Source organism: Amycolatopsis anabasis (genome assembly GCF_009765355.1).
Lineage (GTDB): Bacteria > Actinomycetota > Actinomycetes > Mycobacteriales > Pseudonocardiaceae > Amycolatopsis > Amycolatopsis anabasis.
Genome location: NZ_VTHK01000017.1, coordinates 33,840 through 49,292 on the forward strand (window position 1 = coordinate 33,840; position 15,453 = coordinate 49,292).

The 15,453-nt window shown below is 71.5% G+C and carries 13 protein-coding genes; 7 read left to right on the plus strand and 6 right to left on the minus strand.

The window, feature by feature from the left end:
• Nucleotides 1-83 precede the first annotated feature (83 nt).
• Nucleotides 84-1,202, plus strand: coding sequence for a Gfo/Idh/MocA family protein (locus tag FXO23_RS22590; RefSeq protein ID WP_158887396.1), 1,119 nt, complete (start codon nucleotides 84-86; stop codon nucleotides 1,200-1,202).
• A gap of 19 nt (nucleotides 1,203-1,221) precedes the next feature.
• Here FXO23_RS22590 and FXO23_RS22595 read toward each other — a convergent pair whose 3' ends face one another.
• A complete protein-coding gene (locus FXO23_RS22595; protein WP_158887397.1) occupies nucleotides 1,222-2,571 on the minus strand; it encodes a lipase family protein in 1,350 nt (449 codons plus the stop codon).
• A gap of 129 nt (nucleotides 2,572-2,700) precedes the next feature.
• On the opposite strand from FXO23_RS22595, the gene FXO23_RS22600 reads away from it, so the two are divergent.
• Both FXO23_RS22600 and FXO23_RS22605 read left to right on the plus strand, forming a co-directional pair.
• Nucleotides 2,701-3,282 carry a TetR/AcrR family transcriptional regulator gene (locus tag FXO23_RS22600; RefSeq protein ID WP_218952128.1) on the plus strand — a complete coding sequence of 194 codons (582 nt, stop codon included), beginning with the start codon at nucleotides 2,701-2,703 and terminating at the stop codon, nucleotides 3,280-3,282.
• The gene (locus tag FXO23_RS22605; protein ID WP_158887399.1) at nucleotides 3,272-3,886 is read left to right on the plus strand and encodes a hypothetical protein; all 615 of its coding nucleotides are present in this window, start codon (nucleotides 3,272-3,274) and stop codon (nucleotides 3,884-3,886) included. Before FXO23_RS22600 ends, FXO23_RS22605 begins: the two co-directional genes overlap by 11 nt.
• A 2-nt stretch (nucleotides 3,887-3,888) precedes the next feature.
• Here FXO23_RS22605 and FXO23_RS22610 read toward each other — a convergent pair whose 3' ends face one another.
• On the minus strand, nucleotides 3,889-7,611 hold the full coding sequence (locus tag FXO23_RS22610; protein ID WP_158887400.1) for an nSTAND1 domain-containing NTPase: 3,723 nt from the start codon (nucleotides 7,609-7,611) through the stop codon (nucleotides 3,889-3,891).
• 251 nt (nucleotides 7,612-7,862) lie between these two features.
• On the opposite strand from FXO23_RS22610, the gene FXO23_RS22615 reads away from it, so the two are divergent.
• Nucleotides 7,863-8,864 (plus strand): imine reductase family protein, encoded by a 1,002-nt coding sequence (locus tag FXO23_RS22615; RefSeq protein ID WP_158887401.1) that lies wholly within the window; start codon nucleotides 7,863-7,865, stop codon nucleotides 8,862-8,864.
• A 133-nt stretch (nucleotides 8,865-8,997) separates the two neighbouring features.
• Here the strand turns inward: FXO23_RS22615 and FXO23_RS22620 are convergent, their stop codons facing one another.
• Nucleotides 8,998-10,167, minus strand: a complete 1,170-nt coding sequence (locus FXO23_RS22620; RefSeq protein ID WP_158887402.1) for a thiolase family protein — start codon at nucleotides 10,165-10,167, stop codon at nucleotides 8,998-9,000.
• Between the two features lie 93 nt (nucleotides 10,168-10,260).
• Here FXO23_RS22620 and FXO23_RS22625 point away from each other — a divergent pair, with 93 nt between their 5' ends.
• On the plus strand, nucleotides 10,261-10,701 hold the full coding sequence (locus tag FXO23_RS22625; protein WP_158887403.1) for a winged helix-turn-helix transcriptional regulator: 441 nt from the start codon (nucleotides 10,261-10,263) through the stop codon (nucleotides 10,699-10,701).
• Between the two features lie 105 nt (nucleotides 10,702-10,806).
• On the opposite strand, the gene FXO23_RS22630 is transcribed toward FXO23_RS22625, so the two are convergent.
• A complete protein-coding gene (locus FXO23_RS22630; protein ID WP_425484892.1) occupies nucleotides 10,807-11,790 on the minus strand; it encodes a helix-turn-helix transcriptional regulator in 984 nt (327 codons plus the stop codon).
• Nucleotides 11,791-11,865: 75 nt separating this feature from the next.
• Between FXO23_RS22630 and FXO23_RS22635 the strand changes: the two genes are divergently transcribed.
• Both FXO23_RS22635 and FXO23_RS22640 read left to right on the plus strand, forming a co-directional pair.
• Entirely contained in the window at nucleotides 11,866-13,239 is a 1,374-nt protein-coding gene (locus tag FXO23_RS22635; RefSeq protein ID WP_158887405.1) for an FAD-binding oxidoreductase, read from the plus strand.
• An 11-nt stretch (nucleotides 13,240-13,250) separates the two neighbouring features.
• Nucleotides 13,251-13,952 (plus strand): alpha/beta fold hydrolase, encoded by a 702-nt coding sequence (locus tag FXO23_RS22640; RefSeq protein ID WP_158887406.1) that lies wholly within the window; start codon nucleotides 13,251-13,253, stop codon nucleotides 13,950-13,952.
• Here FXO23_RS22640 and FXO23_RS22645 read toward each other — a convergent pair.
• Nucleotides 13,913-14,797, minus strand: coding sequence for an SMP-30/gluconolactonase/LRE family protein (locus tag FXO23_RS22645; protein WP_158887407.1), 885 nt, complete (start codon nucleotides 14,795-14,797; stop codon nucleotides 13,913-13,915). The two genes, FXO23_RS22640 and FXO23_RS22645, sit on opposite strands and share 40 nt — an antisense overlap.
• A gap of 100 nt (nucleotides 14,798-14,897) precedes the next feature.
• The gene (locus FXO23_RS22650; protein ID WP_246257676.1) at nucleotides 14,898-15,359 is read right to left on the minus strand and encodes a YybH family protein; all 462 of its coding nucleotides are present in this window, start codon (nucleotides 15,357-15,359) and stop codon (nucleotides 14,898-14,900) included.
• Between the last annotated feature and the right edge of the window lie 94 nt (nucleotides 15,360-15,453).

Sequence of the window (15,453 nt, forward strand, 5' to 3'; positions counted from 1 at the left end):
GGTAGCAGCAAGCGGACTCGGTAAGTCCGGTTGCTGCTACCGTGTAAACGGACGCACTAGGTCCGTTTATTCGGGAGGCGGTTGTGGCGGAGAAGATCAGGGTCGGGATCGTGGGGGCCAGTCCGGATCGGGGGTGGGCGGCCCGGGCGCACGTTCCCGCCTTGCGGGCGTTGCCGGACTACGAACTCACCGCGGTGGGCACCAGCCGGGCGGAGAGCGCGGCCGAGGCGGCGCGCAGGTTCGGCGCGGCCCATGCCTTCACCGACGCGCGCGAGCTCGCCGAGCATCCCGAAGTCGACTTGGTGACCATCACCGTCAAAGTGCCCGCGCACGCCGAACTGGTGCGCGCCGCGCTCGACGCCGGTAAGCACGTGTACTGCGAGTGGCCGCTCGCCAGGACCACCGGGGAGGCCGAACTCCTCGCGAAGGCGGCGCGGGAAGCCGGGGTGCACCACGCGATCGGCCTGCAGACGAGGTTCGCCCCGGCCATCGCGCATGCCCGGGAACTGGTCGCGGACGGGCACCTCGGCCGGATCACGTCGGCCACCGTGTTCACCGCTCGCGGCAAGGGATCCGGGGCCGAGATCCCGGCTTGGGCGGCCTACACCTTCGACCGGGCGAACGGCGCCGGCCTGCTGGAGGTGATCGGCGGGCACACCCTCGACGCGCTGGAGTTCCTGCTCGGGGACATCGCCGAGATCTCGGCGGGCCTGTCCGTTCAGCATCCGCGCTACACGGTTGCCGAGACCGGGCGTGCCGTAGCGGTGACCAGCCCCGACCACGTGCTGCTGACCGCCTCGCTGCGGCGCGGTGCGGTGGTCTCGGCGCACCTGCACGAGGCGGAGGCCGGGGACCCGCGGACCCGGATCGAGATCGCGGGCACCGCGGGCACGCTGGCCCTCTACTCGACGGGAGCGGAAAAACCCGAGGACGTCCAGCTCCCCATCGGCGAACTCCGGCTGCGGGAGGCGCGTGGCGGTTCCTGGCGCGAGGTTCCGCTGCCGGATCGCTTCCAGCCGGATCCCCGGGTTCCGGTGGTCGCGGCCGGTAACGTGTCCCGGCTCTACACCCGGCTGGCCGAGGACATCCGCACCGGGACGCGGCACGTCCCGGACTTCGCAGAGGGTGCACGGTTGCACCGGCTGCTCGACGCGGTCCGCGAATCGGCGGAAACCGGGACCCGGCAACGCTTTGCCGGTTGAGTGCGGGGTTTTCCGCCCCTCACGCCATGTCCGTGGGCCCGATCGGGCGCCCGAGCAGGGCCAGCAGATCGTTGAACAGGACGCTGCCGAGCGTCGGCAGCGCGCCCGGGGAGAGCAGCGACGAGGCGACGGTCTTGGTGCCGCATCCCGATTCCGCGGGCTTGCCGGAAAGCCGGTCCTTCAGCCAGTTCAGCGCGTCCGGCGCGCCGGTGGCGACCAGTGCGATGTGCTCGCTGAGGATGTCGCGCTGGTACTGGATCCGCGCCCCGTCCGCGCAGAACTTCCGCACCACGGCATCGGTGTCCTCGATCGGCACGAGTTCGTCGTTCACCGAGTGGTAGACGAAGATCGGCGCCTTCGGGGTGTGCTGGCCCATGGTGACGTCGGCGAGCACCTGCCGGGGCACCGGCTGGCTCAGCGGATCGGGAATGGTGAAGTACTCGTACAGATCCTTGAACATGAAGGTCTGGACGTTCGACGAGTTGCACTGGGTCTTGGCCCTGGCGAGCGCGGCCTTCCCCTCGTCGGTCAGGTACGTGTCGAGGAACGCGGCCAGTTCCGGATAGGCCTCGCTCATCCCGGCGATCCCGCTCATCGCGATTCCGGCGAACACGCCGCCGTTCGCGCCCCGCAGGACATTGGTCGGGTTGACCGGCAGGCCGCCCTCGGCGACGCCCTTGATGTTCAGTTCGGGCGCGTAGGACGGCTGCAGTTCGGACGCCCAGCCCGCGGCCAGCGCACCGCCGGAGTAACCCCACACGCCGACGCTGGTCCGGGCGCCGTTCAGGCCCGCCGGGGCGAAGTTCTCGGTCGCGCGGATGCCGTCGAGCACCGCGTGCCCGGCCTGTTTTCCCGCCACATAAGCACTCTTGGGGCCTTCGTAGTCCGGCACGGTCACCGCCCAGCCCTGCTGGAGCGCGGCGTCGATGAGCAGGATCTCGGCCTGCGCGACGATGTTCTCGTTGCCCGCGCCCTGCCGGAGCTGGTACGAGATGGCGCACTGCGGGGCGGCGCTGTCCTCGGCGACCTGGTACGACACCAGCGGCCGGGTCCGGTCCGGTTTGGCGTCCCACGGCAGCAGGACGGTGGTGACCGTGGCCTGCGGCTGGTGCTTCGTATCGGTCGTCCGGTACAGCAACTGCCAGGCCCGAGCCTTCTGCGGCAGCAGCGCGAAGGCGGAGACCGAGGTCTCGCGCGAACGCAGGATCGTGCCGGGCGCGGCCGATTCGAATCCGGCGGGCGGCTGGTAGAAGGGATCGCTCTGCGGGGGAAGCGGCGCGGCGGCGGCCGGTGTCCCGGCGACCATTCCGGCCAGGACGAGCGCGCCGAACAGTGCGGCGGCGGGGCGTTTCCACCTACCTCGGAGCATTTCCACTGTCCTCTCTGACAGTCGGGCAATTCTGAAAAGACATCTGATCACAAAACGAGCGGCCGTGATCCGGGTTACGCGCGAGCTTCGAACCTTGAGGTGTGCACCAGCGGGGTGTACTTGTGGTACATGCCCTTGCCCCGCTTCACCCGGCTGCCGGGCGATCGGCGCGCGGAGATCCTCCGGACCGCCCGGGAGATGTTCGCCGAGCACGGTCCGGACACCGCCTCCTACAACAAGATCATCGCCGCGGCCGGGATCTCCAAAACCGCGGCGTACCACTACTTCGACGGTCGCGAGGACCTGCTTTCGGCCGTGCTGGACGATCTGCTCGCCCGGCTGCACGGCAGCCTCGGCCCGTGGCGGGAGGCTGCCTCGCCCGCTGAGTTCTGGCGGGGACTGCGCGACGGTTTCGCCCGGCTGCACGGCCATCTCGCCGAGCGGCCGGACGACCTCGCGCTCGTCGACGTGGCCCTGGCGCGGGTGCCGGACCACCGGTTCGACGCCTACCTCGGCGCGCTGATCGACAACGGCCGCGCCCTCGGGGTGATCCGCGCGGACGTGGACCGGGAACTGCTGCTCGCCGCGACCGCGGCGGTGTTCCGGGTGCTGGACAACTGGATGCTGGCCCGGCCGGACGCCCCGGCGGACGCGTTGCGGCAGGCGTGGGGACTGCTGGCCGGGTTGTGGAGCGCGACCGATGCGGACTGATGTGCGGATCGACTGGACGATCCCACCCCTCGCACGCGGTGTGACCGGTGCGCTGCAACGGTTTTTCGGGCCGGGCGCGAAACGCGGCGAATACCTGGTGCAGGCGGTCGGCGGCGTGCTGTGCCTGGCCCTGCTGGTGTGGTGGACCGCGCGGGGTTTCCGGGACTGGTCGGCCGGGCAGATCGTGGTCGCGCTGCTCATCGCGTTCGACGTCGTGGGCGGCGTGCTCACCAACGCGACCAACGCGGCGAAGCGCTGGTACCACCGGCAGGCGCCCGGGATGACCCGCGAACGGCTGCTGTTCGTCGGCGTGCACGTGCTGCACCTCGCCGCGGTGGCCTTCGTGCTGCGAACCGGGGCGTGGCCGTGGTTCCTGCTCAACGCGGTGGTGCTCGCGGGCTCGGCGCTGCTCGTCGAGTTCGTCCCGCTGGAGGTCAAGCGGCCGGTCGCGATGGCCACCCTGCTCGCGGCCGTGGCGCTCAACGAGATCCTGGCCCCGCTGCCGGGCGCGCTCGGCTGGTTCGTGCCCTTCTTCTACCTCAAACTGCTGGTGTGCCATCTGGTTCCGGAGGCGCCGATGTCCCGGCGCGCGCCCGACGCCTGAACTCAGGGGCCGTCGCAGAGCGCCGGTGGATCGGCGGGGCTGGGGAAGTCGTGGGAAAGGCTGGTGCACAGGCGGCGGATCGCGTCGTGGGTGTCGGTGGTCCACGGGATGATGGTCTGGTCGCGGCTGCCGCTGGCCAGGGTGCCGTCCGGGCTCCACGCGATCGCGCTGACCGGGGCGGTGTGCCCGGTGAGCGTGGCCCACGCGGTGTAGGTGGCGCCGTCCCACAGGGTCACCGTGTTGTCCGTCCCCATGGTGGCCAGGAAACGCTGGTCCGGGCTGAACGTGGTGGACGAGATCTGGTCGGTCTGGCTGGTCAGCTCGGCGATCCGGGCGAAGGTCTCGGTGTCCCAGATGGACACCTTCCCCTCCGGGCCGCGCGGACCGGTCACCGCGAGCCGTTTGCCGTCCGGGCTGAAGGTGACCGCGAGCGCCGGTCCGTCGGTGACCTTCAGCGTCGCCCGCGGGGTGTAGGTGGTGGTGTCCCACAGTTGCACGACGCCGCCCCTGGTCGCGACCGCGAGCAGCCGCCCGTCCGGGGCGTAGGCCAGGTCGACGGGGACGTCGCCGTCGAGGACCCGGTCGACCGCGCGCCGCGCGGTGATGTCCCACAGCCGGATCGGCACGCCCGCGCCGAGGATCGCGAGCGTGCGCGAATCCGGGCTGAAGATCGCTTTGGTGACCGGGCCGGACACGGTGTCCACCACGTCGAACGTGTTCGTGTCGCGGAGCACCGCGCCGGTCGGCTCGCTGGTCACCAGCAGCCGGCCGTCGCGGCTGTACGCGGGCGGGCCGAGGTTGCGCAGGTTCACCGGAGTGCCGCCGGGCGCCAGCACCCGGCGCAGGTGGCGCTGGTTGTCCCAGAAGATCAGGTTCCCGTCGATGCTGCGGCTCACCATGCTGAACCCGTCCGGGCTGTAGGCGATTCCGGCGACGGTGTCGGTGTGGCCGAGGAACGGCAACTGGGAACGGCTCCACAGCAGCGTGCTCCCGCCGCTGCCGGTGCCCGCGATGAACCGGCCGTCCGGGCTGAACGTGGCGCTGGTGATGGAATTGTTGCGGCTCTTGACCAGTTGCCCGATCTTCGCGCGGCGCGCCACGTCCCACGCGAACAGGTTCGAATGCGCGTCGACCGAAACGAGCCGCCCGCCGGTCGGATCGAAGGCCAGGCTCAGGACCGCGGTCTGGTGCCCGGGGAGATCCGCGATGTGCTGCCGGGTTCCGGTGTCCCACAAGGTGATTTCGGTGCCCGGCCCGGCGACGGCGAGCATCCGCCCGTCCGGGCTGTAGGCCAGCGTGTGCCACGGGTACCGCGCCACCGGCAGGGTGGCGACCGGCGCGGAACCGGTCAGGTCCCACAGGCCGATCCGCCCGTCGGCGTCGGTGAAGGCCAGTTCCCGGCCGTCCGGCCGGATCGCGATGTCCGCGGCCACGGACTGCCCGGCCGGCGCGGTCACCGTCGCCAGGGGTGTGCCGTGCGTGGCGTTCCAGAGCTTGACGACGTTGCTCGTGTTGACGGTCGCCAGCGTCCGTCCGTCCGGGCTCAGCCGGATCCGCCGCACGCCACCGCCCACCGTGATCCGGGGGTTGAGTTCGGTTCCGCTGCCCACGTCCCAGAGGACGATCTGCCCGTCCGAGGTGCCGGCCGCCAGGTGTTCGCGGCCTTCCGAGTCGACGCTGAACGTCAGCGTCACCACCTGCCCGAACTGCCCGTTCAGTTCCCGGATCCGGGTGTGGCTGCCGAGGTCCCAGAGCTCGATGGTCCCCGGCTTCCCGGGGGTGGCGAACCAGCCGCCGGTCGAGCTGAACGCCACCTCGGCGTTCACCCCGTAGGGCGCCGGGAGCTGGGCGTCGTAGTCGTGCCGGGACGCGAGGCTGAGCACCGCGCTGCGCGCCTCGGGGGTGGGGTAGCGCTGGTACGCCTCGAGCGCCGCGCGGATCGCCTGGGCGACGTCCCGGCCCGCCGCGGTCTGCGCCTCCGCGGCGAGCTGGCGCGAGGTCGCGATGTTGCCCTGGACGACCGCGTCGTCGCGGGCCCGCATCGCCACGACCGAGATCGCGACCGCGGCCACCAGCAGGATCGCCAGCGTCGCGGCGAGCACGCGCAGCTGCCGGGTCCGGTGCTGGGTCGCGGCCTGTTCCCGCGCGTCGGCGGTGATGCTCGCGCGCAGGAAAGCCGACTCCCGGTCGGTGAGGCTGTCGCAGTGCTCGTCCGCCCAGGCGCGCGCGAGGCTGAGCCGGACGCCGCGGTAGAGCGCCCCGGGATCGCGTTCGACGGCCTCCCAATCCGCCGCGGCCTCGGTGACCTGGCGGTGGATGCGCAGGCCGTCCCGGTCCTCGGCCAGCCAGCCGCGCAGCCGCGGCCAGTGCCGGACGAGGGCCTCGTGGGCGATCTCGATGCTGTCCTGGCCGAGGGTGACCAGCCGCGCGTCGGCGAGGGTGTCCAGCACGACGGCCGTGTTGGCGTCCTCGTCCAGTTCGGACCGGGCCACCCGGCGCTTGGTGTCCTGGGTGCCTTCGCCCAGGGCGACCAGGCGCAGCAGGATCTGCCGCGCCCGCCGCTGCTGCTCGGGTTCCAGCGCGGTGTAGGCGTTTTCGGCGGTCTTGGTGACCGCGCCGTGGATGCCGCCCGCGGCTTCGTAACCGGCCAGGGTGAGGGTGTTGCCGCGACGCCTCCGCCAGGTTTCCAGCAGGGCGTGCGACATCAGCGGCAGCACCCCCGCCTGCTCGGTCGCGTCGGCGACGATCCGGGCCAGCAGCGCGCCCTCCACCGCGCAGCCGGCCTGCACGGCGGGGCCGGTGATGGCCCGGCGGAGCTCGTCGGTGGTCATCGGGCCGACGGTCACGTGCGTCTCGGTGAGCGCCCGCGCGAGCTCGGGACGTGCGGCGCAGTGCGCGTAGAAGTCGGCCCGCACGCCGAGCACCACGCGGCAGCGGCTGTTCTCCGCGCCGGTCGCCCGCAGCAGCGCGTCGAGGAACCGGCTCCGCTCCTCGTCGTCCCGGCAGAGCGTGAACACCTCCTCGAACTGGTCGACCACCAGCACCAGCTCGGCCGACGGTGACCGGTCGACGACCGCCTGGCGCACCGCGCGGTGCAGGTTCTCCGGATCGGCGGCGAGTTCGGTGCGCAGCAGGCCGGCGGTCGAACCGGTGAGCCGGGCGAGGTGGATCGCGCATTCCTCCAGCGGCCGCGCGCCGGGGGTGAACACGACCGCGAGCCCGTCGGAGTCGCCGCCCCGCAGGCGGGGCAGGACCCCGGCGCGCAGCAGTGAGGACTTGCCGGCGCCGGACACGCCGAACACCGGCACCAGCCGGTACCGGGCCAGCCGGGCGAGCACCTCGTCGATCAGCCGCTCGCGGCCGAGGAACCGGTCGGCGTCCTCGGTGCCGAAGGCGGCCAGCCCGACATACGGCGAGCGTTCGTCGTCCTCGGACGGTCCGTTCCCGGTCTCCTCCGCCTGCAACTCGGCGGCGACCGTCCGCCAGCGCCGTTCCCATTCGACGGGATCGCCGCCGCAGGCCCGGACATAGGCCAGCGTCACGCCCAGCGAGGGCAGTTTCCGCCCGCCGGCCGCATCGGACAACGTCCCGGCCGAGTAGTGTGCCCGCTGCCCGAGCTCCCGGTAGGTCGGGCTACCGGCCTGTTCACGGAGATTCCGCAGGTCCGCGGCGAACCGTAGCAGCACACCGTCGCCCACCTCCAGTGGACGCTCTCGACGAGCCACCCCATCACTCCCTTTTCCGGCGACACATTGTTCGGGAGTCGTTGTTCGGCGTCCAGATACCGACACCGAACAAATGAAAGGCGATAAACACGGCCACAGCGGTGGTCAAGACCGGGGGTGCCACCGCGATCTGGGGGAGAAGGGGGAGGCTGGGGCGGTTCGACGGGTGGGAGCGCCGAACCGCTCCAGCTTTTCGCCGCCCACCGAATTGCTCCGTTCCGGGTACCCCGGTGCCCGGACCGAGCAGCCCGATGACTTACCTCCGGGTAACCACCTACTTATTTGTCGGTACTTGTCGACATGACCGTGGCGGGAAACGATTGCACCGGCGCGCCACGTCGGAGAAGCAATCGAAACCGGAGAAAACCACAGTGAACGACACCAATTCGGCCGCATCCGCGACCGTCCTCGGCCTCGGCGAGATGGGCCGGGCCCTGGCGCGCGCGTTCCTCGCCGACGGCCGCACCACGACCGTGTGGAACCGCACGGCGGCCAAGGCCGACGAACTGGTCGCGCGGGGAGCCGTGCGCGCGGCGACGGTCGGCGAAGCGGTCGCGGCCAGCCCGGTGGTGGTCGTCTGCGTCCTGGACTACCCCACCGTGCACGAACTGCTCGACCCGCTCGCGGAAACCCTTTCCGGCCGCGTGGTGGTGAACCTCACCACCGGCACCCCGGCGCAGGCCCGCGAAACCGCCGAATGGGCCGCCCGGCACGGCATCACGTATCTCGACGGCGGGATCATGGCCACCCCGGACATGATCGCCCAGCCGGGCTCGCTGCTGCTGTACAGCGGTTCGCGGACCGCGTTCGACGAGCACCGCGCGCTGCTGGACCTGCTCGGCGAGAGCCGGTTCCACGGCGAGGACGCCGGGCTGGCCTCGCTGCACGATCTGGCGCTGCTCTCGGCGATGTACTCGATGTTCGCGGGGTTCCTGCACGCCACCGCGCTGGTCGGCACCGAAGGGGTGCAGGCGACGGAGTTCGCGCCGACGGTGGTCGGCTGGCTCACCGCGCTCGCGCCCATCCTGCCCGAGTTCGCGAAGGTCATCGACAGCGGCGACTACGCGAGCGAGGTCCAGAACGTCAACTTCACCAAATCGGCGATCGACAGCATCGTGCGGGTCAGCCGGGACCAGGGGATCGCGGTCGACGTGCCCGGGGTGGTCCAGAAGCTGCTCGACCAGCAGGTGGCCGAGGGTCACGGGGAATCCGGTAGCACCCGGATCTACGAAGGAATCCGCCACCCGGCCTGAACCGCCTACACCGGGAGCAAGGGACCTTTACTCCGGTTAGGCCGGAGTAAAGGTCCCTCGCTCCCGTTCTACCGGAGTGAAGGTCCCTTCCTGCCGCGGCGGGCCGATGGCGGTCCCGGGCGCGCAACTCGGTTCACAGTGCTTCCAGGATGGTGGCGTTCGCCTGGCCGCCGCCCTCGCACATGGTCTGCAGGCCGTACCGGGCGCCGCGCTGGCGCATCGCATTGACCAGGGTGCCCATCAGCCGGGTGCCGCTCGCGCCGAGCGGGTGGCCGATCGCGAGCGCGCCGCCGTTGACGTTGACCTTGGCCAGGTCGGCGCCGGTTTCCTGCTGCCAGGCCAGGACCACGCTGGCGAAGGCCTCGTTGACCTCGAACAGGTCGATGTCGGACAGCCGCAGACCCGCGCGCCGCAGCACCTTCTCGGTGGCCGGGACGATGCCGGTGAGCATGAGCAGCGGGTCCGAACCGGTCACCGCGAAACTGTGCAGGCGCGCCAGCGGGCGCAGGCCGAGCCGCGCGGCGACCTCGCTGGAGGTGATCAGCACCGCCGAGGCGCCGTCGTTGATCGGGCTGGTGTTGCCCGCGGTGACCGACCAGTCGATCTGCGGGAACCGTCGCGCCATCGCGGGATCGACGAAGGACGGCGGGAGCCCGGCGAGCGCCTCGAGCGAGGTGCCCGGACGGACCGATTCGTCGGTGACCACGTCGCCGATCGGCACGAGCTGGCTGTCGAAGAGGCCGTCGGCGTGCGCCTTCGCCGCCTTCTGGTGCGAGGTGAGCGCGAAGGAATCCATGGCCTCCCGGCTGATCGCCCACTTCGCCGCGATCAGCTCGGCGCTGATTCCTTGCGGCACAAGGCCTTCCGGGTACCGGGCGGCCAGGCTCGGGCCGAACGGGTCGGTGCCGGGCGGCACGTTCGACCACATCGGCACCCGGCTCATCGACTCGACCCCGCACGCGATCACCACGTCGTAGGCCCCGGCCAGGACGCCCTGCGCCGCGAAGTGCACGGCCTGCTGGCTGCTGCCGCACTGCCGGTCGACGGTGGTGGCGGGGACGCTTTCCGGCAGCCCGGCCGCGAGGGCCGCCCAGCGGGTGGTGTTCTGCGCCTGCTCGCCGACCTGGTCGACGGTCCCGCCGATCACGTCGTCGATCAGTTCCGGGTCGATCCCGGTCCGCTCGACCAGCGCGCGCAGCGTCTCGGCCAGCAGCGTCACCGGATGCACGTGGTGCAGCGAGCCGCCGGGCTTCCCCTTGCCGATCGGCGTCCGGACCGCTTCCACGATGACCGCGTCTCGCATGATGCCCTCCTGAAGTTAGTGAGTTGGAAACTCCAACTCACGGTTTCACCTCCTGAGTTGGAAATCAAGACGGACCTCTGAGACGATGGCGACATGACAGACCGGCCCCGGGCGTGCTCGATCGCGAACGCGCTGGCGATCGTCGGCGAGCGGTGGAGCCTGCTCGCGCTGCGCGAGGTCTTCCTCGGGGTGCGGCGGTTCGACCAGATCGCGCGGAACACCGGCGCGAGCCGGGACATCCTCACCGCGCGGCTGCGCAAGCTGGTCGAAGCCGGGGTGCTGGAGAAGCGGCAGTACGAACAGCACCCACCGCGGTACGAATACGTGCTCACCGAACCCGGGCGCGCGCTGCATCCGGTGCTGATCGCGTTGATGGACTGGGGCGACCGCTACGTCACCGAGGGCCCGGCGCCCACGGTGTGGCGGCACAGCTGCGGCGAGGTCTTCACGCCGCGGACCGTGTGCGAGTGCTGCGGAGAACCGGTCCGCCTCGCCGATATGACCCTGGTCCGCACCACCCGCCTCCCCGGCTGACCCCTGCTCCCGGAGAAACCGGCAGGAAGGGACCTTTGCTCCGGTCTCGCGGGAGCAAGGGAGATTTACTCCGGTTGAACCGTAGTAAAGGTCCCTTGCTCCCGGTCACGATCCCGGAGGTGCGGTGGCGGTGTGCAGGCGGCCGGTGAGGGTGTGCACGTGGTCGCGGAGTTCGGGGGTCGCCTGGTCGAGGGTGAAGGGGTGGCCCAGGGCGGTCACGGCCATCAGGTGCTGCGCGACCAGGTCGAGGTCGTCGCCGCCCAGGCGGACCGTGCAGGTTCCGGAGTCGGCGGCGTCCACCCGCCCGGGGATCTGCGCCACGAGCTTGCCCAGCCGCCCCGAGACCACCGGCGCCGCCGCGTGCACGGTGAGTTCCGCGGTGTACCGGTACGGCGCCGAGGTCAGGGTGCGGGCCAGGTAGGTGGCCGCGTCCGGGGCGGGCAGTTCGCGCGGGGTGAACCGCCGGTGGGTCGGCGACGGATGGGCGAGCCGGTCCGCGCGGAAGGTCCGCCAGCCGTCCCGGTCGGGGTCGTAGGCGATCAGGTACCACCGGCCGTACACGGTGACCAGGTGATGCGGTTCGACCCGCCGCGAGCTCGGGGTCCCGTCGCGCCCGGTGTACTCGAACGACAGCAGCTCGTGATCGCGGCACGCGGTGGCGAGCACGGCGAGCGTCGCCGGTTCGGCCCGCGGCCCGCCGCGGAGGAACACCGGCACGGTCGCCCCCGCGACCGCGGCGACCTGCTGCCGCAGCCGCGCGGGCAGCACCTGTTCCAGTTTGGCCAGCGCGCGCACCGAAGTCTCCTCGATCCCGGACACGCTGCCCCCGGCCGCGGTGAGCAGCCCGGCGGCCACCGCGACGGCCTCGTCGTCGTCCAGCACCAGCGGCGGCAGGTTCCGGCCGGACGCGAGCCGGTACCCGCCCGAGGTCCCGGTGGTGCCCTCGACCGGATACCCCAGTTCCCGCAGCCGTTCGATGTCCCGGCGCACGGTCCGGCCGGTGACCTCGAGCCGCTCGGCGAGTTCGGCGCCGGTCCATTCGCGACGGCTCTGCAACAACGTCAGCAGGCGCAGCATCCGGGCGGGCATGTTCGTCGTCACAAAAATCAGCTTGCCACGGATTGAGGACACCCGGTGTCCTAAAGCGTCCTTAGGGTCGGTGCCATGACCAACACCGAATCCCAGACTTTCGACCTCACCGCCGTGCGCGGTCCCGTCTTCCGTCCCGGTGACGACGGTTTCGACGAGGAGCGGGCCGGTTTCCAGACCGCCTTCGGCCACCGCCCGGCGGTGATCGTCGGCGCCCTCGACGCGGCGGACGTCCAGGCCGCGGTCCGGTACGCCGGATCGCGCGGCCTGCCGGTGGCCGTGCAGTTGACCGGGCACGGGCTCTCCGTGGCCAACGAAGGCGGCGTGCTGATCAGCACGCGCCGGATGACCGGGGTCCGGATCGACGCGGACAGGGGGACCGCGTGGGTCGAGGCGGGGGTGCGCGCGGAACGGCTGATCGACGCCGCCGCGAAGCACGGATTGGCCCCGCTGAGCGGATCCTCCCCGCACGTCGGCGTGGTGTCCTACACGCTCAGCGGCGGCCTGGGCCTGATGGCCCGCCAGTACGGCTACGCCGCCGACCACGTGCGCGCCCTCGACGTGGTGACCGCGGACGGCGAACTCCGGCAGGTCACCGCCGAAGCGGAGCCGGACCTGTTCTGGGCGCTGCGCGGCGGCCGGGACAACTTCGGCGTGGTGACCGGGCTGGAGGTCGGCCTGGTCCCGGTGACCCGGCTCTACGGCGGGGAGGTGGCCTTCGACGGCGCCACCGATGCCGCGGAGATCCTGAACGCGTACCGGGAATGGACCACCACGCTGCCCGACGAGATGACCACGTCGGTGTCCCTGCTCCCGTTCCCGGACGCCCCTTGGGCCCCGGAACCGTTGCGCGGCAAGTACGCCGTCGCCGTCCGGGTGGTCTACACCGGCGACCCGGCGGAGGGCGAGCGGCTGGTGGCGCCGCTGCGCGCGATCGCCCCGGCCCTGGTCGACTCGGTGCGGGAACTGCCGTTCACCGAATCCGCCTCGATCTACCACGATCCGACCACGCCGCACGGCTATCTCGGGAACAGCGCCCTGCTCACCGAACTGGATCCCGCGGTGCCGCAACGGATCGTGGACATCTCCGGGCCCAGCGCACCGGTCCCGTGCATCGTCGAGGTGCGGCACCTCGGCGGCGCGGTCTCACGCGAACCGGCCGTCCCCAACGCCGTCGGGCGCCGGGAAGCCCGGTACATCCTGCGCGTGCTGTCCCCGACCGACGGTTTCGACGTGGACGTGATCCGGTCCGTCCACAAGCGATTCTTCGACGCGGCGCGGGAACAGACCGTCGGCCGGTCGCTGAACTTCGTCTTCGGGGAGAGCACCGCGACCGAGCAGGCGGCCGAGATCTACGCGCCCGCCGACCTCCGGCGTCTCGCCGAGCTCAAGGCCGTCTACGACCCGGCGAACACCTTCCGCAGCAACCACAACATCCGCCCGGCCTGAGGGGGAGACACATGACCACGTTCGTTCTGGTGCCCGGCGCCTTCCACGGCGGCTGGTGGTACGAACCACTCGTGCGCGAGCTGCGGAAGCTCGGGCACACGGCCCATCCGCTGACCCTGACCGGGATCGGCGACCGCGCTCACCTGATCAGCGCCTCGGTGAACCTGGACACGCACATCCAAGACGTGGTGGGCCTGCTGGAGACCGAGGACATCACCGACGCCGTGCTGTGCGGGCACAGCGCGGGCGGCATGGTGATCGCCGGGGCCGCCGACCGCGTCCCCGAACGGATCGACGCGGTCGTCCACGTCGACGCCTTCGTGCCGGGGGACGGGGATTCGATGTGGGACCTGGCCGGGGAGTACTGGCAGCGCCAGTACCTGGCCGGAACCGGAGTGAACGGTTACACGTTCGACCCGTTCCCCGGCCTGGATCCCCGGACGACCCCGCATCCGCTGGCCGCCGCCCTCCAGCGCATTCGCCTCACCGGGGCGGCGGCCCGGATCCGGCGCCGCGACTTCGTGTATTTGGCCGCGTTCGAGGAAACCCCGTTCGCCGGGACCTTCGAGCGGCTCCGGAATGATCCCGCCTGGCACGTGCATTCCCTGCCGTACGGGCACAACATCATCGGCGAGGCGCCGGACGAGCTGCTGCGGATCCTGCTGGCCGCGGCTCAGTCGAACCGCAAGCGCAGCACCGAACCGGAGGCCTGAGTCAGGTAGGCGTCCCCGGGCCGCCCGAAGCCGCGGGCGAACCGGATCGAGGTCGGACGGTCCAAACCGGACAGCAGGAGGCAGGACCGGCCGCGCAGATCGACGCGGTAGAGCTCGCCGCTGCCGTAGGTGGTCGCGTAGAGCCGGTGGTCGGGACCGACCGCGAGATCGTCGAGCAGCTCGCCCTCCCCGGACGGGGACAGTTCGGCCAGCCTCTCGTGTTCGCCGGGCCGGGCCCGCGGCACCCGGACGATCGGGGAACGGGGATCCAGGAGCAGCGTGGTGAACACCTGCCCGCCCAGGGTGGTGACCCCGTTGGCGCCGTAGAGCGGGACCCGCCAGTCCGGGTCGACGTGGCCACCGGGGCGGAACTTGACCAGCCCGGCGAACGGATCGGAGACGTACAGGTTCCCCGCCGCGTCGAATTCGGCGCCGTTGGCCGAACCCAGGACGTCACCGGTGACGTAGGGCTCGGGGGCCGGGCGATCGGGATCGAACCGGACCACGCCCGAAGGCGCGGCATGGCTTGCCGGGTTGTTGCCGAAGTTGGCGTACAGCTGGCCGCCCGGTCCCCGCCGGATCGCGCCGGGCGCGGGCAGCGGAACCGTCGCGCGGAGGTCACCGGCCGGGCCGTAGGCCTCCAGCCGGTTACCGGTCAGATTCGCCAGCCACACCCGGCCGCGGCCGTCGAACTCGAGGTTCTCGTACCAGTCGGTGGCGGTGTGGAAGGTGGTGACGGCCGGTTTGTTCCCCGGGCACGAGCCGGTCGCCCCGGCCGCGGCGGCGGTGTGCGCCGGGATCGTGGTCAGGCCGAGGATCGTCGCGAGCACAACGAAAATCCGCATACCGCACGCTACCGGGAACCTGCCGGGTTCGGGGGTCGTGAGTGTTCCGACCGGTTCCAACCGGCCCAAACACTCACGACCCCGGTGACTCGGCGAGGGGCTACGGCTTGAGGTCGACCGCGGCGCGGAAGGAGCCGTCCATGTAGAACGGCGTCGAGGTGTGCTCGTGGGTGATCTTCCAGGCGCCGTCGATCTTGCGCAGGCACACCGTCCCGCGGAACCAGAGCTCGAACTTCTCCGGCTCGCCCTGCGGTTTCGCCGAGAGGCGGTAGAGGCCGTGGCAGTAGGCGACCTCCGCGCCGGCGGCCACCGAGAGGTCGGTGATGTCGAACTCGAGCGGCCCGTCGAAGGTGGCGAACCACTCCCGCATGCCACGCGGGTCGAGGACCTCGGCGCCCGCGGTCCGCAGGGGCGGGGCGAGGTCGCACCGGACGATCTCCGGTGCGTACTGGGCCACGAGCCGCTCGGGGTCCTTCGCCCGCATCGCGGACTCCTGTTCGGCCAGCAGTTCGCGGATCCGCGCCTCGTCCTGGCTCACCGCGGTGTCGACCGGTGCGTTCACGATGCCCTCCCAGGCTCTCCGGCGCCCCCGTCGGGCGCCTCTCGTCCGGGACGTCGAAGCCACCGGGGGAGGATTCGACGTCCCGGATGAGAAG